This is a genomic window from Mycobacterium gordonae, from assembly GCF_001417955.2.
In the GTDB taxonomy this organism is placed as follows: domain Bacteria; phylum Actinomycetota; class Actinomycetes; order Mycobacteriales; family Mycobacteriaceae; genus Mycobacterium; species Mycobacterium gordonae_B.
Genome location: NZ_LKTM01000339.1, coordinates 132695 through 156312 on the forward strand (window position 1 = coordinate 132695; position 23618 = coordinate 156312).

2 protein-coding genes and 1 pseudogene are annotated in these 23618 nt (G+C 67.5%); all 3 read right to left on the bottom strand.

From position 1 onward, the window contains the following. Positions 1 to 1716 (bottom strand): ABC transporter ATP-binding protein, encoded by a 1716-nt coding sequence (locus tag AO501_RS23990; protein ID WP_055580067.1) that lies wholly within the window; start codon positions 1714 to 1716, stop codon positions 1 to 3. Beyond that, positions 1710 to 23069, bottom strand: a pseudogene (locus AO501_RS40555) (non-ribosomal peptide synthase/polyketide synthase); the annotation flags it as partial. The gene AO501_RS23990 and the pseudogene AO501_RS40555, both read right to left, overlap by 7 nt. Beyond that, complete coding sequence (locus AO501_RS24000) at positions 23070 to 23294, bottom strand: MbtH family protein (protein WP_055580069.1); 225 nt, start codon at positions 23292 to 23294, stop codon at positions 23070 to 23072. Between the last annotated feature and the right edge of the window lie 324 nt (positions 23295 to 23618).

Consider the following 23618-nt stretch of genomic DNA (forward strand, 5'->3'; position numbering starts at 1 on the left):
CTAGTGCCGCACGAGTTCGTGTTCGATCAATTCGCGGTAGATCGGCGTGCCCATCAGCTCGGTATGGGTTCCAGTGGCCTGGATGCGGCCGCCCTGCAGAACGAGGATCTGCCCGGCGTTGGTGACGGTGGACAAACGGTGCGCCACCACGAGAATGCTGCGCCGCCCGCGCGCGTGCAGCAGATTGGCCATGACGTCGTACTCGTTGGCGCGGTCGAGATGTGAGGTCGGTTCGTCCATCAGGATCAGCTGCGACCGGGACAGGAAAGCCCTGGCCAGGGCCAGTCGCTGACGCTGGCCACCGGACAGGCTGCGGCCCCGCTCCAGCACTGGGCTGTCGAGTTGGTTTGGTAGACGGGCGATCTCGTCGGCGATGTTTGCTTGTCGCAGGACGCGCCACAGGTCGTCGTCGGTGGCGTCGGGGTCGGCGATCAGCAGGTTGTCACGAACGCTGCCGTGCAGCACGGGCGCGTCCTGCTCCAACAGCCCGAGCCGACCGCGCAGGTCCCGCAGCGTCATGGTGCGGATGTCCTGGCCTTCCCACCGGATCGTCCCGGCGTCCGGATCGTGAAAGCGGCACAACAGCGCGAGGATCGTCGACTTTCCCGCGCCGGACGGGCCGATCAGCGCGGTGATCTGATCTCCGTGAAGTGTAAAGGAGACATCGTCGAGCACCGCTGCGCCGGAACCATAGGCGAACGACACGTGATCGAACTCGACCAGTGGCGCGCCGGCCTGGTGCGGCATCGGGCTCGGCGGCGCGGCGGCCTCCGCACGCACCGGTGCGTCGCCCTCGGGCAGCTCGCGCAGGGTGGCGACGAGGTGCTCATAGGCACCCGCGGCGGTGCGGAAGGTGGCGAGCGCGGCGAAGCCGGCCGTGATCGGAAAAACCGCGTACATGGCGAAAGCGAAGAGGCTGACGAAGTGACCCACGGACAGTCCTCCGTCGGCCACCCGGCGTCCGTCGATGACCATGATGGTCAGGAACGAGACCGTGACGCCCAGCCGGATTGCCAGGATGTTGATGGCCGTGGACGACGCCACCCGCACCCCGGCCCGGTAGGCGGCTGCCGCGCTGAGACCGATGAATCCCACTTCGCGGCCTTCGGCCCCGAACAGCTTGACCGTGCGTGCCGCGCCCAGCGCCCGGTCCAAGCCGGCCGTGTAGTCACTCAAGGCCACTTGGCGATTCAGTGAGTCACGCTGGATCCGGGACAGGAACGGGCTACCGGCACCGAACGCAACCGTCATGACCGCTACCACCACACACAAGGTGAGCGCATCGATCGACAGCATGAATGCTCCCGCGCCCAGCAGCGTCAGCATTCCGAACGCGATGTCGCCCACGGCGCGGGGCATGTCTCGCAACTGCCCGGCATCGCTCGTTCCGCGGGCCAGCAGGTCGCCGGTGCGGGCCCGGTCGAGCAGTCCGATGGGCAGGCGTACGACATGTTCGGTGAACTCGGTGCGCAGCCGCAGCACGATCCTTTCACCGGTGCGGTCCAGCTGGAAGTGCCCCACACCTTCCAGCGCGAGCTGGCACATCAGAACAGCGAGCACCGCGAGGGCGGCGCCCAGGTTCAGCGCACCCGTCGTCGCCCGGTCGACGAGCCGGCCGACCAGCAGCGGTTGCCAGAGGATGAGTACTGTCGCGGCACTGAGCAGCGACATACTCACGGTCATCGAGACCCAGTGCGGGCGCAGCAGACTCAGCATTGGGGTGTTCCTCCACCGAGCAGTCCGAGCAACTGCAGATCGGTCACGTACTTGACGATGACCGGCGGGGAGATGTGCGGAATATCCGGATTGTCCTTGTCGGGACCGATCTTGAACTCCTGCACCGCGGCGCGGAATCGATCGGTGGGCGCGTAGGACCCGTTCGTCGGCGGGAGTGGCTGCACCGCAGCGGAATTGCGGGCCGCCAACATCGGCAGCACGGAGTGGCGGCGTTGCCACTCCGGCAAGGTGTGCAGGGTGGCCTCGAATTGGCGCACCCACTCGCCGAAGTCGGTGATGCGCCGGAGCGGGTAGCCGGCCTCGACCAGCCAGTCGACGTACTCGTCCAGTCCGATGCCGTCGTCGTGCGGATTCATGACGTGGTAGGTCTGGAACCCGGTCACCGTGGAAGCGCTCTGGGCGCTCAGGGTGGTGATCGCCTCGGCGACGAAATTGACGGGCAGACCGTCGAAATGCGCCCTCGGCCGGTTGCCGTCGGGATCGGGTCGGTAGAACGATGCCGGCGCGATGCCGGTCGACACCAGGCTCAGCACCATCCGGCTGAAGGTGTCCGACAGGTTCAGTTGGCCCGCGAAGCTGGTGTCGGCGAGCACCATGCCGCATCGGAAGACCGTGACCGGAAGCCCGCACAGGTCATTGGCCGCACGCAGCAACACCTCACCGGCCCACTTGCTGTTGCCGTAGCCGTTGGCCGGGTCGGCGGCGATGGCGCGGCTGGGACTCACGACTCGGATATCGGCGTCTTCGGTGAATTCAGACGGCTCGACCTGGCGCCCGACGTCAGCTGTGGACACGAATGTGTAGGCCTTCAGCTTGGTGCTGACGGCGAGCCGGATCAGTTCGGCGGTCCCCACCACGTTGGGCCCGAACAGGTCGCGATAGGGCAGGACCGCGCTGACCGCCGCCGCGGAATCCACGATCAGGTCAACCGTTTCGGCCAGGCGGTCCCAGGTCTGCCGGTCAAGTCCCAGATCGACCTGGTCCTTGTCGGCGGCGATCACCTGCAGGCGGTCGGCGGCCAGCTCCTGATAGAGGCGCCACAATTGCGGGTCGCCGCTGTCGAAGGTCTCGTCCAGGCGCCGCCGCGCGTCCTCGTCCGATTGCCCACGCACCAGGCAGATCAGTGTCCCGTCGCTCAGTTCCAGCTGCTGCAACCACTGCAGGACCAGGTAGCGCCCGACGAAACCGGTTGCGCCGGTCAACAGGACGGTTCGCACCTCCGCGCTCGGACCCGGCAGGCCGGGCGCAGCATCCAGCGTCGCCGCGTCGATGAACTTGTCCAGCGACAGATCAGCGGCGTGAATCTCGCTGGCGCCCCGCCCGTGCACGGCGGCATAGCGCGGATCGACGGCCGGTGCGGTGCCGATCACCCGACTGAGTCCGCGCACCGTGGGTGTGTCGAACAGGGTGCGTACGCTCACCGGCACATCGAGGGCCTTGTTGATCGCGGCGATCACCCGCATGGCGGAGATGCTGTCGCCGCCCAGATCGAAGAACGACTCGTCGACGCCGACCCTGGGCAGGCCGAGAACCTCGGCGTAGCTGGCCGCCAGGATTTCTTCGACGGGGGTGGCGGGAGCCCGATACTGGACCGCATCGTGGTAGTCCGGTGCCGGAAGGGAGCGGAAATCGAGTTTTCCGTTGATCGTCAACGGGATTGTGTCAACGGCGACCACGGCGGCGGGCACCAGGTACGAGGGCAGCCGGCCGGCCAACTCGGCGCGGGCCCGGATCGCATCCGCTGTTCCGGTGACGTATCCCACCAGGCGGGTGTCCCCGGGACGGTCCTCGCGGGCGATCACCACCGCGTGATCGACCCCTTCGACGGTGGCCAGCGCTGCCTGCACCTCTCCGAGTTCGACGCGGTAGCCGCGGATCTTGACCTGCTGGTCGGCGCGCCCGACGTACCGCAACTGCCCGTCAGCACCCCAGTAAGCAAGGTCCCCGGTCCGGTACATCCGTGTTCCGGTCCCGCCGAACGGGCACGCGACAAACCGCGAAGCGGTCAAAGCCGTTCTGCGCCAATACCCCACGCCGAGGCCATGCCCCGCGATATACAACTCCCCCACCACCCCGGCGGGCGACGGCCGCAACCGCTCGTCCAGGACGAAAAGCGCCGCCGAGGACACCGGCGATCCGATCGGGGGCACGCCGCCCGTCAGCGGCGCGCTTCTGGCGGCGTCGACCGTCGCCTCGGTTGGTCCGTAGGCGTTGATCATCAGCCGGCCATCGGCGGCCCACCGGTCCACCACATCGGCCGGGCAGGCTTCACCACCGACCACCAGGGCCAGGGACTCGAGGCCGTGCGGGGAAAGGACTTGTGCCGCAGACGGACTCAGATCGAGCACACTGACCTGCTCGGCGACCAGCAGGTCGTGGAAGTCGTCGGGTGCCGCCAGCACGTCCTCGGGCACCACGACCAGTCGGGCGCCGCGCAACAACGCACCCCAGACCTCCCACACCGAGACGTCGAAGGCATAGGAGTGGCACTGCGCCCAGACGCCCGCGGGAGGCAGCGCGTCATCCAGCGTCCCGATGAGTTGGGTGACGTTGTGATGAGTGACAGCAACGCCTTTGGGTACTCCGGTGGTGCCCGAGGTGTAGATGAGGTACGCGACGTCCTGCGCCGAGGGCACCGGCAGGCCGGTGGCGGGGCAGTTGGCGATTCTCGGGTCGCCGATATCGATGACCGTCAGGTCGTAGCCGTCGAAGCTGCCGGCCTGCCCGGTGAGGGCGACGACGGGCGCCGCGTCCCCGATCATGAACTCGACCCGCGCCGCCGGCCAGGCCGGGTCGATCGGCAGGTAGGCGGCACCCGTCTTCAGGACCGCCGCTATCGCCACGATGGCCTCGCTGCACCTTGCGAACCGCAACGCCACGCAGGCCCCCGGCGCCGCGCCGTGCTCGGCGAGCAGATGTGCCAGGCGATTTGACGCCTCGTCGAGTTGTCGATACGTCATCGACCGCCCGTCACAGGTCAGCGCATCGGCGTCGGGAGTGCGCCGGACCTGGGCAGCCAGAGCCGCCGGGATCGATGTCGCCGGCGGTGCGGGTTGCGTCAGCACGGCGCGGTTGCCCCAGCCGTACAGTCTCGTCAGTTCGGCGGCCTCGAGCAGGTGCAGGGACGACACCGGCATGTTCGGCCCGGCCGTCATGGCCTGCAGGAGGCGCTGCAGCCGCGACACCACGTTCTCGACGGTGGCCGTGTCGAAGACATCGGTGCGGAATTCCACCGACCCACCGATCCCCGCGAGTTCTCCGGTCCCGGTGAATCTCTCGGACAGCGAAAATGCGAGATCCATTCGGGCGGTGTGGGTATCGACGGGCAGCGGCTCGACCTGTAGCTCGCCCAGGACCGAACGCGGCGCGATGTTGTTCTGCCAGGCCAACAGCACCTGGATCAGCGGGTGGTGGGTAAGTGACCGGGTCGGATTGAGTCGCTCGACCAGGAGCTCGAAAGGCACGTCCTGGTGTTCGTAGGCGGCCAGGCTGCGCTCGCGCACCTGGTCCAGCAGCTCACCCACCGTGGGGTCACCGACGAAATCGACCCGCAGCACCAGGGTGTTGACAAAACACCCCACCAGATCATCCAGCGCCGGGTCGCTGCGACCGGCGACCGGAAACCCAACTGCGACATCAGTACTGGCGCTGAGTTTGGCCAACAACACCGCCAGCGCAGCCTGCACCACCATGAAAGCGGTCGCATGGTGCTCGCGGGCCAGATCTCGCACCTGCCGCTGCAATTGCACCGGCCAATCCACCGCCACGCTGGCACCGCGATAGTCGGCCGCCGACGGGTAGGGGCGGTCGGTGGGCAACTGCACCCGTTCGGGAAGGCCGCTCAGCACGTCTTCCCAGTAGGCCAGCTGGCGACTCAACCGGCTGGCCGGATCAGACGGATCGCCGAGGCTCTCTCGTTGCCACAGCGCGTAATCGGCGTACTGAACCGGCAACTCCGACCATTGCGGCGAGCCGGCCGCGCACCGCGCCGCGTAGGCCAGCCCGAGGTCGCGGGCCAGCGGGGCGATCGACCACCCGTCCCCCGCAATGTGGTGCACGACGATCGCCAGCAGGTGCTCGTCCGGCGCAACCGCGAACAGCTCTGCGCGTATCGGGATTTCAGTGGTCAGGTCGAATGCGTGCCGGCCCACCGCCTCGATGGCCCCGGTGAGCTGCCGGTCCGGCCACGCTGTCGCGTCGACGGTGCGCCAGCCCGGGTCCGCCTTGTCGACGGGCAGCACCACCTGCTGCGGTATCCCCTCCGACATCGCGAACACCGTGCGCAGGATTTCGTGGCGGGTGACTACGTCGACGAACGCCGCGCCCAAGGCGTTCTCGTCCAGCTGCCCGCGCAGCCGCAACACCACCGGAATGTTGTATATCGCTGACGGGCCGTGGAATTGGTGCAAGAACCACAATCGGCTCTGCGCGGACGACAACGGAACTACGGCGGGCCGCCGGCCCGCGGTCAGCGGATCCCGCCCGGCAGGGGTGGAACCGACGCGCGCCGCCAACAGGGCAACTGTCGGCGACTCGAACACCATACGCACCGACAGCCCGGCATGAAGTGTGGTGTTGACTGCGGCGACCAGACGCATCGCTGACAGCGAATCCCCGCCCAGATCGAAGAACGACTCCTCCACTCCTACCCGCTCCAAACCGAGTACCCGCGCTTGGATATCGGCCAGGATCTCCTCCAGCGGATTGGCGGGAGCACGAGATACCCCGGCACCGTAATCCGGCATGGGCAGAGCCCGCTGGTCGAGTTTGCCGTTGACGGTCAACGGCATCGCGTCGACTACCACGAGCGCGGCCGGCACCATGTACGCGGGCACCAGCTGAGCCAGCGCTTGCCGCGCCGCGGACGCGTCGACCACACCGGGCACTGACTCGGTGAGGTAGCCGACGAGCCGTTTGTCCCCGGGACGGTCCTCGCGGGCGATGACCACGGCCTGCTCCACCCCGGGCAACCCGGCCAGAGCCGCGCGAACTTCTCCGAGTTCGATGCGGTAGCCACGGATCTTGACCTGATGATCACCCCGCCCCACATACAGCAGTTCCCCGTCGGCACCCCACGACACCAAGTCCCCGGTGCGATACATGCGGGTTCCGGGAGCGCCGAACGGGCACGCCACAAATCGCGCTGCCGTCAGCCCCTGCCGTCCGACATAACCGGTTCCCAGCCCCGCACCGGCGACATACAGCTCACCCACCACACCCACGGGCACCGGTCGCAGCCAGCCGTCCAGCACGAGAAAGCCGAGGTGATTCAGCGGCCTTCCGATAGGGCTGCAAGCTCTTTCGCGGTCGTCGGCGACAATCTTCCGTACCGACGCGTGCACCGTCGTCTCGGTGATGCCGTAGAGGTTGAGCAGATGCGGCAAGCCGCGGTGGTCGTCCAGCCATGCGCCGAGCCGCTGCGGTTCGAGCGCTTCGCCACCGAAGACCACGGTCTCGAGGTGCGATCGAAGGCTCGATTCGGAGCTGACCGCGTCTGCGGACTGCAACGCGTAGAAGGCAGAAGGGGTTTGGCTCAACACGCTGACCTCTTCAGCGACCAGCATGGCATGGAGGTCCTGCGCCGAACGGGCCACTGAGTCGGGCACCACGACCAGCCGCCCACCACTGAGCAGCGCGCCGAAGATCTCCCACACCGAGAAATCGAAAGCCAGCGAATGACATTGCGACCACACTCCCCGGCGCGGCAGGCGGTCAGCCAGCACACTGAGCATCCCGGTCACGTTGTGATGAGTTATGGCAACACCTTTGGGAACTCCGGTAGTGCCAGAGGTGTAGATGAGGTAGGCGATGTCGTCGGGCGCCGGTCCCGGCAGCGGTGGACCCGGGAACTCGTACAGTTCAGACTGATCGACATCGATCACCGGGCCGGCGAACCCGTCGAGCCGAGCAGCCAGGGCGCCGGTGGTGAGCGCGACCATCGGCGCGGCGTCGGTGAGCATGAATTCGATCCTCGCCGCGGGCAGCCCCGGGTCGATCGGCAGATAGGCTGCCCCCGTTTTCAGCACCGCCAGAATCGCCGCGATGGCCTGGGCGGATCTCGAAAGCAGCAGAGCGACAACCGTTCCAGGGCCGGCACCGTGTCTTGCCAACAGCTGCGCCATTCGATCCGCGAGGTCGTCGAGCTCGCGATAAGTCATCGAATCGCCGTCGGCGCACACCGCGACCGCCGCGGGGGTACGCGCAACCTGAGCACGCCACAGACCCGCTATCGACACCGGAATCGACGCTGTCTCGCCGGCCGGTCGACTCAGCGCCGCCCGGTTGCCCCACTCGGCCAGCCGGGCATGCTCACCGCTGTCGAGCACATCGAGAGAGCACAACCGGCGCGCCGGGTCGGCGGTCATGGCCGCCAACAGATGTTCGAACCGCGCGACAAGCGTGTTGATGTCTTCGGCGGCGAACCGGTCGGCGTCGAATTGCACCCGCAGGGTCAACTCGGTCCCTGGCAGGACGCGAATGGTCAACGGGTAGTGGGTCAGATCGCGGCCGACGCCTTGGGCGATGACCAGATCTTGGGCATCGAGCAGCGCCGCGGTGTCCACCGGGTAGTTCTGGTATACGAAAAGCGTGTCGAACAGCAGTTGCTGGCCGGCGATGCGATGGATTTCGTTGAGCGCCAGGTGCTGATGCTCCAGGGTGTCGTTGTTGGCGCGTTGCAGAAAGTCGACGAGTTCTACGGTGGTGGTGGCCGCGGTGATCGTGGCGCGCACCGGCACCGTGTTGATCAAAAGTCCCAGCATCGTCTCGGCGCCGGCTAGCTCGGACGGCCTCCCGGCGACGACGGTCCCGAAGACGACGTCGCGGCTGCCGGTCAGCCACATCAGCAGCTGCGCCCACGCGCCTTGCAGCACAATATTGGCGGTGGTGTGACAGGAGCGCGCCAAATCGCCGACCGCCCTGGTTATTTCGGCGGGCAGCGTGAACGAGGCAGCACTTTGCCGCCCTGCCTGCAACTGATTGCCCGGCGCGACGAGCGTCGGTACCTCGAAACCGGCCAGCATCTCCTGCCATACGGCCCGGGCCGCGGAGACATCTCGATCGGCGAGCCAGGTGACATAACGGCGAAACGGCACGGGGGAAGCCAGCGGGTGCCCGTGATAACTGGCGAAGATCTCTTGCAGCAGTATCGGCAGCGACCAGCCGTCGAGCACGATGTGGTGGTTCGTGAGCACGAAGGTGTGCAGGTGTTCGCCGGTGCGGATCAGGGCCGTCCGCAGCGCCGGCGAATTCGTCAGGTCGCACACGGCGGCGCGCTCGGCCGCGCACACCGCCTCGATCTGGTGGTTCTCGAGTTCCAGGTATTGCCACGGCACCTCGGGGCGGGCAGGGATGATCTGCACCGGTTCGTCGAACTCTTCGGTGAATCGGGCGCAGAGGTGGGGATGCCGCGCGACCACGGCTTGGACCGCGGCGTGCAGGCGCGCGGGATCGAGCGGGCCACTGACGGTGAAATCCAGTTGCACCGCATAGACATCGTCCTCCGCAGTGTCCGCGTGAAAGAGCAACCCTCGTTGCAACGGGGTGAGCGGCAGCACGTCGGCGACCGGTTGACCGCACTCCAGCTCATCGATCTGGCACTGACTCAACCGGGCCGGAGCGATGTCGGACGGCGTCAGCCCCCCTCCGCCGCGTCGCACGTGCGCGCATACGCCGGCCAGCGCGTCCAACCAGAGTTGGCCTAGCCGACTGACCTGCGTTTGGTCCAGGGCCGAGGGCGCCCATGTCCAGTTCGCCTGCAGGCGCGGCCCTTCCCCGGTGTCGAGCGTGCCGGCGTTGACCGCGACGGCGTACGTCAACGGAGTCGAGATCGCGTCAGTGGGTAGTGGCCGCTGCACCGGGCGCCAACCGTCTGCGGGCAGCAGCGCCGGCGAATCACCCAGCCGGCCGAGGTAATTGAACAGGACTGCCGGGTCGGGGCCGGACAGGTCGACGTCCTCGTTGAGGTAACGCAACACCCCGAAGGTCAGCGGGTGCGGGAGCGCGCGCAGCTGTTCCTTGGCTGCTTTGATCACTGCGCCCAGCGCCGGGTCGCCGGTGACGACCTGCGTCCAGTCCAGCCGGTCCAGGTCGAGGGCCACCGGGTATTTCGTGGTGAACCAACCGACGGTGCGGGACAGGTCGACATCCGCCACCACGTCCTCGTAACGTCCGTGCCCTTCGACGTCGATGCCGATCGCGGTGCACCCGCGGCCGGCGAACTCTGCCCATGCCAAACCGAAGGCGATCAGCAGAATGTCTTGCAGGCCGGCATGAAAGGCTGCCGGTACGGCACCGAGCAGCATGGATGTGGTCTCGGCGTCGAGAGACACCGACAGGTGGCCGGCACTGGCGTGGGTGTCCACGTCCGGACGAACCGCCGGTAGCGCCGCGGGAGTCGCCAACACCTGCCGCCATGCCCGCGCCGTCCGCACCACCTCGGGGCGGCCCGCATACTCGCCCAGCAGCGACGCCCAGCGCCGAAAAGATGTGCCGGTTCCGGACAACGCCACCGGCTGTCCATGACTCTGCTGAGCCCACCCAATTATCAAGTCGCTGAGCAGGATTCGCCACGATACGCCGTCGACGGCCAGGTGATGAATCATCAAGACCAGCTGTCGATCGCCGGCCACCCACAGGGCGCTCAACATCACCCCTGCGGCCGGCCGCAGGCGCGACCGGGTCGCTGTCAGCGCCTCATCGGACCATTCCGGCACTGTCTGCAGGCAACTCGCCGCGGACACCGAACCCGGGTCGGGCACCGTGAGTGACCAATCCCCCGACGCGTCTTCGACCACTCGTAGCCGAAGCATGGGGTGGTGGTCGAGAAGGGCCTGCAGCACGACCGCCACGTCGTCCTCGGTCACGCCGGCGGGCGCCTGCAACACCACGGCCTGACTGAACTGGTCGCGGCCGCCTTCGAGGCCGCGCCACCACCACATGATCGGAGTGGCCGCAACCGGCCCGCCGCCGTCGTCGACCACGCCGACGGCGCCGTCGGTGACCGTGGCCACCCTGGCCACCCCGGCGACGGTCTGCTCCACGAAGATGTCGCGCGGCTTACAGAGCACCCCGGCAGCCCGCGCCCGCGCGACCACCTGCATCGACAGGATGCTGTCGCCGCCCAACTCGAAGAAGGATTCGTCCACGCCGACCCGCGCCAACCCCAGCACCTGGGCGTAGATCCCGGCCAGCACCTCCTCGACGACGCCGACCGGGGCCCGATAGTGTTGCGCGTTTTGGTATTCCGGCGCCGGCAGAGACTTGCGGTCCAACTTGCCCGACGATGTCAGCGGGAACCCCTCGAGCACCACTATGTGCGCCGGCACCATGTAGGCGGGCAGCTGCGCGCTCAACTGCCGGCGCACCGCATCGATCGTGCTGCTGGTGTGCGGGTCGTTGGCATGAGCGGCGCCCCGCCGAATGTCCTTGCCGGACAGATACACATCGGTCAATGGCGCTTCGTCGGTCAGGAAGACGGCGTCGAGGGTGCCGGGCTGGGCACCCCAGGTGACCGCGACGCGGTATCCGGCGGCCGTCCCGAGGCGGTACAGCTCTTCGGGCCTGACGCTCTCAGCACGGGTCCCGGCGTCGGCCAGGGACAGACCGGCGACGAGGGACTGCTCGCGGAGTACGTCGCCGATCAGTCCGGTGCGGGGAATGCCGGTGATGCGCACGGCGCCGGGACGATCGGAGCGCAACCGGGCGAGCAACTGCGCATCCCCACTCCAGGGCCACGTGGGTGCGGTGGCAAGTGACCGCACCGATGCCGGGGACTTGTGTACGACCACGTCATAGCGGTACCGGTTCAGCTCGTTGTCGGCGGACCCACGTTTGAGCTGGATGTCGATCCCGGCCACCGCCGAATGATCGGCCGCCCAGGTCGTGAAAAATTCGGGCGCCAGCAGCAATTCGGATTCGCTGATGACGGCGCGGCGGACCCTTCTGCGGATCTCGTCGGCGTCGCCGGCGGTTTGGGCATACGCGACCGACGTGTAGAACGCGCCCCGCAGGGTGAGATTGCGGATGTCGCCGAAGAACAGGGTGCCGCCGGGGGCCAGTAGGTCCATGACGTTGTCGATGACCTGTTTCAGGTACCCCGCGTTCGGGAAATACTGGACGATCGAGTTGAGGACGACGGTGTCGAAGTGGTTGTGCGGCAGTCCGGCCCGCACGTGGGCGGGCTGGGCCAGCAGCCGCACGCGGTTACGCCACGGGATGTGCCGCAATGCCGCCGCGAGGTTGCCGATGGCGACCCCGGACAGGTCAGTGGCGACATACTCCTCGCAGTGCGGAGCGATCTGCGACAGCAGCAGTCCGGAGCCGGCGCCGACCTCCAGCACGCGCCGCGGCTGCAGGGCCAGGATCCGATCCACCGTGGCCGAACGCCATTCCCGCATCTGCTCGACGGGGATGGGCTCACCGGTGTAGCTGCTGTTCCAGCCCCGAAAATCCTGGCCGAAACCCGTTGCGGCGGCACCGTCGCCGGGCCCGTACAGGTCGTCGTAGAGATGCTGCCACTGTTCGACGATCTCCATGTCCCGACCGGTATCCGGTGCGGCTGTGGTGTCGTGCGACAGGGTGATGTAAGCGACGAGGTTTGCACCGCCGGTGACGTTGTCCGGCACGACGGCAACGGCCTGGTCGACCTGCGGGCAGGCCAGCAGCGCGTTCTGCACCTCGCCGAGTTCGATCCGGTACCCGCGGACTTTGACCTGTTCGTCCGCCCGCCCCAGATAGCGGAGCTGACCGTCCACTCCCCAGCACACCAGGTCCCCGGTGCGGTACATCCGTGCCCCGCTTCGCCCGAACGGACAGGCTACGAACCGTGCCGCCGTCAACGGACCACGACGCCAATACCCCACTCCCACGGCACTGCCGGCCACGTACAACTCCCCCACCACCCCCGGCGGCACCGGACGCAACCAGCCGTCCAGCACGAAGAACCCTAGATGGCTCAGCGGCACACCGATGGGGCTGTCGCCGGCGTCGACATCGCTCGCGACGATCTCCCGCACTGAGGCGTGCACCGTGGTCTCGGTGGTGCCGTACAGGTTCAGCAGACGCGGCGATCGTGGGTGATTCCTCAGCCAGGCCCGAAGACGTTGCGGTTCCAGTGCTTCCCCGGCGAACAACACCGTTTCGAGTTGGAGCGACCGGCCTGCAGCCGGTGACAGCCGGTCGGCGGCCTGCAGCGCGTAGAACGCCGAAGGTGTCTGGCTCAGCACCGTCACCCGTTCGGCGGCAAGCAGTGCGTGAAATTCCTCGGGTGCGCGAGTCATCGATTCGGGCACCACGACCAGACGGCCGCCGGACAACAGGGCACCGAAGATCTCGCACACCGAGACGTCGAACGCCAGCGAATGCCACTGGGACCACACCTGCTCCGAGTGCTGGATGTGGCTACCGAGCGAACCGAGCAGTTGCGTGACGTTGCGATGGCTGACGGCAACGCCTTTCGGGACGCCGGTCGTGCCCGAAGTGTAGATGAGGTAGGCGATGTCGTCGGGTCCAGGCGCGGGTAAGGCGGTGCCCGGTGGACTGCCGAGATCCGCAAGCTCATTGATGTCGATGACAGGTAGGTCATGCCCGGCGAGCCGGTCGGCCAGCGCACCGGTGGTCACCGCGGCAACCGGGGCGGTGTCCTCGAGCATGAAGGCGATGCGGGCTTCCGGCAGTGCCGGATCGATCGGCAGATACGCGGCCCCGGTTTTCAGGACCGCCAGGATCGCCGCGACCGCCTGGGCCGAACGTGGAAACACCAGCGCCACAGATGTTCCCGGGCGCGCGCCGGCCCTGGACAATGTGTGCGCGAGCCGGTTCGCAGTGTCCTCCAGTTCGCGATAGGTGATCGAATCACCTTGAAAGCGCAGCGCTACCGTGTCGGGCGACCGCGCGACCTGAGCGGCCCATAAAACTGGAATCGATGCCGCCGCGGGCACCGGCCGAATGAGCACGGCCTGGTTACCCCACTGCACCAGGCGGGCACGCTCAGTGTCATCGAGGACGTCCATCGACGACAGCGGCCGGCCCGGATCGGCCGTCATCGCGCCCAGTACCCGCTCGAAGCCACGGATCAGCGCGTCGATGCCGGCGGGGTCGAAAACGTCGGGGTCGAATTCGACCCGCAACCCCAGTTCGGTGCCGGGGAGCGCCTGGATCGTCAGCGGATAGTGGTTGTAGTCGTGCCGCGACATCTCCGAGATGACCAACCCGTCGGCATCCGAGAGCGCCGCGGCGTCGATCGGAAAGTTCTGATACACGAACAGCGTGTCGAAGAGTATGTCGTGACCGCTGATTCGATGGATCTCAGTGAGCGCCAGGTGCTGATGCTCGAGGGTGTCGCGGTGCGCGCCATGTAACTGCCTCAGCAGGTCCGCCGTGGTGGTCCCCGCCGTGAGCTTCGCGCGCACCGGCACCGTGTTGATGAACAGGCCCACCATCGCGTCGGCACCGGCCACCTCGGCAGGCCGCCCCGATACGGTGGTGCCGAAGGCGATGTCGTGCTGACCGGTCAAGCGCACCAAAAGCTGCGAAAATGCGCCCTGCAGAACAATATTGACAGTTGTGTGGTGAGCGCGCGCCAGCTCGTTGAGGGCCCGCGTGGTAGCGGCAGGTAGCCGGAACAAAGTCGCGCGCCGAGGGCCGGGCCCCGACCGGCCGGGCGTACCGATCAGCGTGGGGGTGTCGAAGTCCTGCAGCGCCTGCCGCCAGGCTCCCCCGGCGGCCACGCCGTCTCGGTCGGCCAGCCAAGTCACGAAGCGCCGGTAGGGCACGGCCGCCGGTAACCGCTGCCCGTGATAGGCGGCGAAGATCTCCCGCAGGATGATCGGCATCGACCAGCCGTCGACGACGATGTGGTGATTGGTCAGCACCAACCGGTGCCGGTCCTCCCCGGTGCGAATCAAGGCCGCGCGGAAGGAAGGTGGATCCGCGAGGTCGCACACCGCGGCGCGTTCGGCGGCACACACCTGCCGGACCTGCTCGTCGGTGCCGAGTTGCAGGTATTGCCACGGCAGCGCAGGGTCGGCCGGGATGAGCTGAACCGGCTCATGGTCACAGAAGCGGGCCGCCAGATTCGGATGCCGGGTGAGAACGATCTGCACGGCATCACGCAGCCGCTGGGGGTCGAGAGCACCGACGATCTCGAAATCCAGTTGCACCGCGTATACGTCGCCGCCGGTGGCGGCGGCGTGGAAGAGCAAACCTTGCTGCACGGGGGTCAGCGGCAGCACATCGACGATGCTGTACTGCGACTGCAGTTCGTCGATCTGTTCCTGGGTCAGCCGGGCCGGCACGATGTCCGACGGCGTCAACCCGCCCCCACCGCCGCGCACCTGCGCGCAGATGCCACCGAGGGCCTCAAACCATAACTGGCTCAACCGGTTCACCTGCACCCGGTCCAGCGCCGACGGTGCCCACATCCAGTCCGCGTGCAGTTGTGGGCCGGCCTCGGTGTCGACGGTGAAGGCGTTCACCTCCACGGTGTGCATCAGCGACAGCGACAGCCCCGCGTTGCTGTCGGCGACTCGGGTGCCGATCGACCAGCCCTGGCCATCCGACTTGGCGGGCGCGCCGAGGCGGCCCAGGTAGTTGAAACCGATCGCCGGCTCGGCCCCGGACAGATCGACATCGTTGTTCAGATAGCGCAAGAGGCCGTAGGTGATGGGATGCGGCACACCGCGCAGTTGCTCTTTGAGGTCCTTGATGGTTGACCCGAGCGCCCCGGCCCCGGTCACCACCTGGGCCCAATCGGGTCCCGCGACGGTCAGGGCCACCGGGTATCTGGTGGTGAACCAGCCCACCGTGCGCGACAGGTCCATCCTGGGCGCTAACTCGTCGTGACGCCCGTGTCCCTCGACGTCGACCAGAATCGGCGCGCCGTCACTGCCGAGAAACTCGGCCCACGCCAGGGCGAATGCGATCAACAGAATGTCTTGCACCCCTGCGTGAAACGCCGTCGGCACCGCTGCGAGCACCATCCGGGTGGTATCGGTGTCCAAGGCCACCGAGACGTGCCCGGCGGTGCCCAGAGTGTCCACCTCGGGCTGCACCGGCGGCAGCTGGGTCGAGGCGGTCAGTAGCTGCCGCCACGTGTCGGCCGTGTCGATCACCGACCGAGCATGGGCGTGCTCGTTCAGCAACGACGCCCAGCGCTGGAAGGAGGTGCCGGCCGGAGCCAGCGCCACCTCACGGCCACCGCTCAGTTGGCCCCAGGCCGTATTGAGGTCGTGCAGCAGAATCCGCCAGGACACGCCGTCGACGGCCAGATGGTGGATGACCAAGGCCAGCTGACCGGCATCGGCATCCCACTGCGCGCAGAGCATCCGACCGGCCGCCGGGTCCAGCCGGGACCGGGCCTGCGCCAACGTCTCCGGCGTGATGTCGGGCACCCGCTGCAGCCGGCCGCGGGCATCCGCGCCCGGTTCGGGCACCCACCAGCCGTCAGCGTCGCCCGTGAGCCGCAGCATCGGGTGCCGGTCGATCAAGGCCTGCAGGATCGCCACGACGTCGGCTTCGGTGACGCCGGCCGGCGCCTGCAGCACCATCGTCTGGTTGAACTGATCAACGGCTCCACGCTGACTCTGCAACCAGCGCATGATCGGGGTGGGCACCAGTTCCCCGATGCCTTCGTCGGCCGGACGGGCGTCGTCGTCGGTGAGAACGGCGACGTGCGCCACCCCGGCGACGGTCTGTTCGACGAAAACGTCACGCGGCCGGCACACCACGCCCGCATCCCGGGCACGCGCCACCACTTGCATCGCCAGGATGCTGTCCCCGCCGAGGTCGAAGAACGGTTCGTCGGCGCCGACGCGATCGAGTCCGAGGACTTCGGCGTAGATCGCGGCCAGGATCTCCTCGACGACGCCGTCCGGCGCTCGGTACCAGTCGGTGTCCTGATACTCCGGCGCGGGCAGGGCGCGGGCGTCGAGTTTGCCGTTGACGGTGAGCGGCAACGCATCCAGCGCGACCACGGCGACCGGCACCATGTACGACGGCAACCGCTCGGCCAGGGTGGCGCGAATGCGGGACTGGTCACATGCCCCGGTGACATATCCGACCAGACGCTTGTCGCCGGGACGGTCCTCACGCGCGACCACCACCGCCTGGCCGACACCGTCGACCGCGGCAAGTTCGGCCTGAACCTCCCCCAGCTCGATTCGGTAGCCACGGATTTTGACCTGTTCGTCGGCGCGCCCGAGGTAAACCAACTGCCCGTCAACGCGCCACCGCACCAGATCGCCGGTGCGGTACATGCGTGATCCCGGTCCGCCGAACGGGCACGCCACGAAACGGGCCGCCGTCAGGGCCGCCCGCCGCCAGTACCCGACCCCCAGACCCCGCCCCGCGACGTACAGTTCGCCGACCACACCGGTCGGCACCGGACGCAGCCACCGGTCCAGGACGAACAGCGCCGCACCCGACACCGGTGACCCGATCGGCGGCGCACCCGAATCCGGTTGCAGCGGTGCGCTCATCGCGGCGTACACGGTGGTCTCGGTGGGTCCGTAGGCGTTGATGACCACCCGGCCGGGGGCCCATCGATCCACCAGCTCGGGCGGGCAGGCCTCACCGCCGACCACCAGCGCTGTCGCCTCCAGCCCCGCAACCTCTAACATGCCTGCCGCAGAAGGGGTCTGGGTGAGCACGTCGATGCGCTCGGCGGTCAACAGGTCATGGAATTCGCTGGGCGAGGCGGCCACGTCCTCCGGCACGATCACCAACCGCCCGCCGCGCAGCAGTGCGCCCCAGATCTCCCAGACCGAGACGTCGAACGAATACGAGTGCCACTGTGTCGCGGCGAATGCGGCTGAGCCGCTTTGGTCCGGGCGGCCGAAGAAGCCGGTGATGCGCAACAGTTGCGTGACGTTGTGGTGGGTGATCGCCACGCCTTTCGGCACACCCGTGGTGCCTGAGGTGTAGATCAGGTAGGCAAGATGGTCGGGAGTCGGCATCGGCCGCGGTGTGACGGGGCAGGACCGCAGGTAAGGGTCGGCGATGTCGATGACGGGCACGCCGTGCACCTCGAGGCGCTCGGTCAGCCCGGTGGTGGTGATCACGGCCACCGGCGCGGCGTCGGCGAGCATGAACCCGATCCGCGCCTGCGGGAGCGCCGGGTCGACCGGTAGGTAGCCGGCGCCCGACTTGAGCACCGCCAGCATCGCAACGATCGCTTCGGCGGATCGCGAGAAGACCAGCGCGACTAGAGTTCCGCGATGCGCGCCGCGAGCAGACAGGTAGTGGGCCAACCTGTTCGAGGCCTGGTCGAGTTCGCGGTAGGTCCACGAATGCGCTCCGCAGGTCAACGCCACCGCCATCGGGGTGCGCGACACCTGCGCCGCCCACGCCTCCGGAATCGACACGGCGGGCGGTGCGGGCTGGGTCAGCACCGCGCGATTTCCCCACCGGTTCAGCCGATACCGCTCCTCGGCCGCGACGAGATCTACCGACGACAGCGGGTGCTTCGGGTGGGTGGTAACGGCAACCAGTACCGTCTCCAGCCAACCGGCCAGCGCGTCGATGGTAGCCGCGTCGAACACGTCGGTGCGGAACTCCACGGTCCCGGCGATCCCCGCGGGCCGGCCGTCCTCGGTGCTCTGTTCGGCCAGTGAGAACGCCAGATCCATTCGCGCGGTGTGGGTCTCGACTGGAATGGACGTGACGTCGAGATCGCTCAGCGCGAGGCTGGGAGCGGTGTTGTTCTGCCAGGCCAGCATCACCTGGATCAGTGGGTGATGGGTCAGTGAGCGGGCTGGATTGAGGCGTTCGACCAGCACTTCGAACGGCACATCGCGACGCTCGTAGGCGGCCAGGCTGCGCTCCCGCACCTGGGCGAGCAGGTCAGCGAAGCTCGGATTCCCGCTCAGGTCGACCCGCAGCACCAGGGTGTTGACGAAGAATCCCACCACCCCGTCCAGTGCCGGGTCGCCGCGACCGGCGATCGGAAAGCCGACCGCCACATCACGACTGCCGCTGAGCTTGGACAGCAGCACGGCCAGCGCGGCCTGGACCACCATGAAACTGGTCGCACCGTAGGCACCGGCGACCTCACGCACCCGTCGGGCCACCGCGGCCGGCCATTCGATGGCGACTTTGTCCCCGCGGTGCTCGGCCACCGGCGGGTACGGCCGGTCGGTGGGCAACTCCACATACGGGGACAGCCCGGCCAGCGCCTGCTCCCAATACCGCAGCTGACCGGCCACCGGGCTGTCCGGATCGGCCGGATCGCCGAGGGCCCGGCGCTGCCAGAGCGTGTAATCGGCGTACTGGAGCGGCAATTCAGCCCAGCCGGGTGCCTGTCCGGCAGACCGGGCCACATACGCCGTACCCAGGTCGGCCGCCAGCACACCGACCGACCAGCCATCGCCGGCGATGTGGTGTACGACCACCACCAGGACGTGTTCCTGCTCTGAGACCTTGAAAAGTGCCGCGCGTAGCGGGATTTCGCTCGCCAGGTCGAAGTGGTGACACGCCGTGGCAGCGAGCGCCGCGGTGATCCGGTCCGCCGGCCACGTCGTCACATCCACGACGCGCCAGCCGAAGTCAGCCTGCCGCAACGGGATCACTGTCTGACTGGGCACTCCCTGGACCGCGGTGAACACCGTGCGGAGGCTCTCGTGGCGGCTCACCACGTCGGTCAGCGCGGCACCGAGTGCCTCGACATCAAGCGGGCCACATATCCGCAAGGCCGCCGGTATGTTGTAGATCGCGGACGGCCCCTGGAACTGGTCGATGATCCATAACCGGTTCTGAGCGTACGACAGCGGAATCGCGGCGGGCCGCGAGAACGCCGCGAGCGGCTCTGTCCGGTTGTCCCCCACTGCGACCCGCGGCGCCAACTGGGCGATCGACGGCGCATCGAAAAGGGTCCGGACGGCAAGACCGGCATCCAGGGCGCCGTTGATCGCCGCGACCACCCGCATGGCCAACAGCGAATCGCCGCCTAGGTCGAAGAACGACTGATCCACACCGACCCGCTCGAGGCCGAGCACGTGAGCGTAGATACCGGAGATGATTTCTTCGATCGGCGTCGAGGGGGCCCGGTAGTGATCGTCGTCGGCATACGCCGGCGCCGGTAAGGCCTTGGTGTCGAGTTTGCCGTTGATCGTCAGCGGCAGCGCTTCGAGAGCGATCACCGCGGCCGGCACCATGTAGGACGGCAGCCGCTCCGCCACCGCGGCACGTACCCCGTTCGGGTCCAGATTCGCCGCGACTGATCCGGTGACGTACGCCACCAGACGTTTGTCGCCGGGACGGTCTTCGCGGACCGTTACCGCGGCCTGCTCCACCCCGTCGACCTCCGCCAACGCGGCGGCCACCTCACCACACTCGATCCGGTACCCACGGATCTTGACCTGCTCGTCCGCACGTCCCACGTAGACGAGCTGGCCGTCGGGACCCCACCGCACCAGGTCTCCGGTGCGATACATGCGTGTTCCGGCAGCTTCCGCGCCGGCGAACGGGCACGCCACGAACCGGGAGGCGGTCAATCCCGCCCGGCCCACATATCCGACCCCAACCCCCTGGCCGGCCACGTACAGCTCGCCCACCACCCCGACGGCCACCGTTCGCAACCAGCGGTCCAGCACAAACAACGTGATATCGGGCAACGGCACCCCGATCGGACTCACGATGCAGTCGACGTCGGCCGCGACGATCTCTCGCACCGAGACGTGCACGGTCGTCTCGGTGATCCCGTAAAGGTTGAACAGCCGCGGCGACGTCGGGTTGTTGTTCAGCCACCCCCGGAGGCGCTGCGGCTGCAGCGCTTCACCGCCGAAGATCACAGCCTGCAACGGAAGCCGCCCGGCGACACCGCGTTGAGCCGCGTCCACGGCTGCCAGCGCATAGAACGCCGACGGGGTCTGGCAGAGCACGCTGACCTGTTCGGCGGCCAGCAGGGCGTAGAAGTCGTTGGGTGAGCGCACCACGTCGTCGGGCACCACTACCAGCCGGGCGCCGTGCAGCAGCGCTCCCCAGATCTCCCACACCGAGAAGTCGAAAACCAGGGAGTGGCACTGTGTCCACACCTGCCCCGGCGCGTATCCCAGCTTCGCGTCCAGCGACCCCATCAGCCGCGTGACGTTGTGGTGGTCGATGGCCACACCTTTCGGAACACCTGTGGTTCCGGAGGTGTACATCAGGTAGGCGATGTCCCCGGGATCCGGCCCGGGCCAGGCTGTGTACGAACTCGATTGCAGTTCAGCGGAATCGAAGGCGGCGGCATCGATCGTCGGCAACTCTCGCCCGGTCAGCGAGGTGCCGGGGCCGGCGCTGATGAGGGCTGCGCAAGGCGCGGCGTCGTCGAGCATGAAGTCCAGCCGCGAGGCGGGCAGCCCGGGGTCCAGCGGCAGGTAGGCGGCGCCGGTCTTGAGCACGGCCAGGATGGCGATCACGGCCTGCGCGGAGCGTTCCATCAACAACGCCACCACTTCGCCCGGACCTGCCCCGAAACCAGACAGCAGATGCGCCAACCGGTTCGACGCCTCGTCGAGCTCACGATAGGTCCACGACCGGTCCCGGTAGGTCAGCGCGACCGCCGTGGGTGTGCGGGTCAACTGGGCCGCCCACGCCGCTGGGATCGACGTCGCGGCGGGGGCCGGACGGGTCAGTGTCGCGCGGTTACCCCACCTGGCCAACCGGGCGCGTTCACCGTCGTCTAACAGGTCCAGCTTCGACAACGCTTGTCGCGGATGGGCGGTGACCACCGCCAGCACCGTTTCCAGCCGCGCGATGAGCGCCTCGATCGTGCTCACCTCGAACACATCGGTCCGAAACTCCACCCGCCCGCCGATGCCGTCGAGTTCCCCGCTCGGGGAGACGCGGTCGATCAGGAAGAACGCCAAATCCATACGGGCGGTGTCGGTGTCGACGGGAACCGGCGTGATCTGCAAGTCGCCCGCCACCAGTCCGACGGTGGGGTCGTTGTTCTGCCAGTTCAGAATGACCTGGATCAACGGGTGGTGCGTCCGCGAGCGAGGAGGGTTGAGCCGGTCGACCAGGACCTCGAACGGCACATCCTGATGCTCGTAGGCGGCCAGGCTGCGCTGGCGCACCTGGGCGAGTAATTCGGCGAAAGTGGGGTCGCCGTCCAGGTTTACCCGCAGCACCAGGGTGTTGACGAAGAATCCCACCAGGGCGTCGAGTGCGGGGTCCCCGCGGCCGGCGATCGGAAAGCCCACGGCCACATCAGGACTGGCGCTCAGCTGTGATAACAGCACAGCGAGTGCGGCCTGTACCACCATGAAGCTGGTGGCGTTGTGCTCACGGGCAAGCTGGTGAATCTGCCGCTGCAACAGCGCCGGCCAGTCCACGCGGACCTGATCGCCCCGATGATCGGCGACAGGCGGATAGGGGTGATCGGTGGGTAGCTCCAGCCGCTGCGGCATCCCGGCGAGGGTCTCTTCCCAGTAGGCCACCTGAGCCGCGAGCGGACTGTCACAATCGGTCAGATCCCCGAGATTTTCCCGCTGCCACAGCGTGTAATCGGGGTACTGAACGGGCAATTGGGCCCAGTCCGGCGCCCGCCCGGCGCACCGGCTGATGTAGGCCGCAATCAGGTCACTCGCGAGAACGCTGATCGACCAACCGTCCCCGGCGATGTGGTGGACCACAACCACCACCACGTGATTCTGCGCATCGACCCTGAAAAGCTTTGCCCACAAGGGAATCTCGATAGACAGATCGAATGGGTGGCGGGCCGTTTCCTTGATCGCCGCAGCCAGCCGTTCGGCGGGCCACCCCGTCGCGTCCACCACCTGCCAGCCGAAGTCGGCACTCGCGGCCGGCAACACGACCTGCCTGGGAACTCCGTCGACAGCCGGGAAGACCGTCCGCAGCGCTTCGTGTCGGCGCACCACATCGGTCAGACCGACACCCAGCGCCTGTCCGTCGAGCTGACCACGAAGCTGCAACGCCACCGCCCGGTTGTATACGGGGGACGCGCCCTGCAATTGGTCGATGAACCACAACCGGCTCTGCGCATAGGACAACGGCACGACCGCAGGCCGCGGACCGGCGCGCAGAGGTTTGAGCCGCCCGGAATCGCCCGCGATCCGCGACGCCAGTTGGGCTATCGTCGGCGCTTCGAAGAGGGTACCCACGCGCAGGTCGGCGTTCAGCGCGGCGTTGACGGCGACGATCACCCGCATCGCCGACAACGAATCCCCGCCGAGGTCGAAGAACGACTCATCGACACCGACGCGCTCCACACCCAGCACATGAGCGTAGATATCGGTCAAAACCTCTTCGACCGAAGGTTCCTGCGAGTCGCTGTGCTTGAGTTCGCCCTCAAGTGTTGTCATGACGCCGCCGATGCCCAGATGGCTGGTCGGTCAGCGACCCGCGTCCTGCGCCAGCCTTTCGCGCAGACTCTTCGGTCGTATATCGGGCCAGTTCTGCTCGATGTATTCAAGACAAGCGGCCCGGTCGGCCAAGCCGTACACCACGCGCCAGCCGGCGGGCACGTCGGCGAATTCCGGCCAAAGGCTGTGCTGCTCCTCATCGTTGACGAGTACGAAGAAGCGACCATTGTCATCGTCGAATGGGTTGGCACTCACTCGTTCCCCTAACCACCCAGCAGTAATTTTCCAAGGACAAGACCGACAGCGTCGTCAACATAGCACCAGCAACCTTCAATCCGCGGCCGGAACGAGCTGCGATATTCAGCTCGGGCCGGCCCGGCTTTCCCGACCCCTACCGGCCACTGCCTCCCACGTTGTCGAGACCGGGGGCGGTCGGGTCACATTGCATGCCCATCGGGTCGCTACCGATCCCAAGATCGCCAGGCAACCGTCGGTCACCACATACGATGCGCCACAACGCTTGCCACAAGTTCGCGAACTTCTTGCGGAATTCTTGCGCCGAAATCGGCTGACGATCAG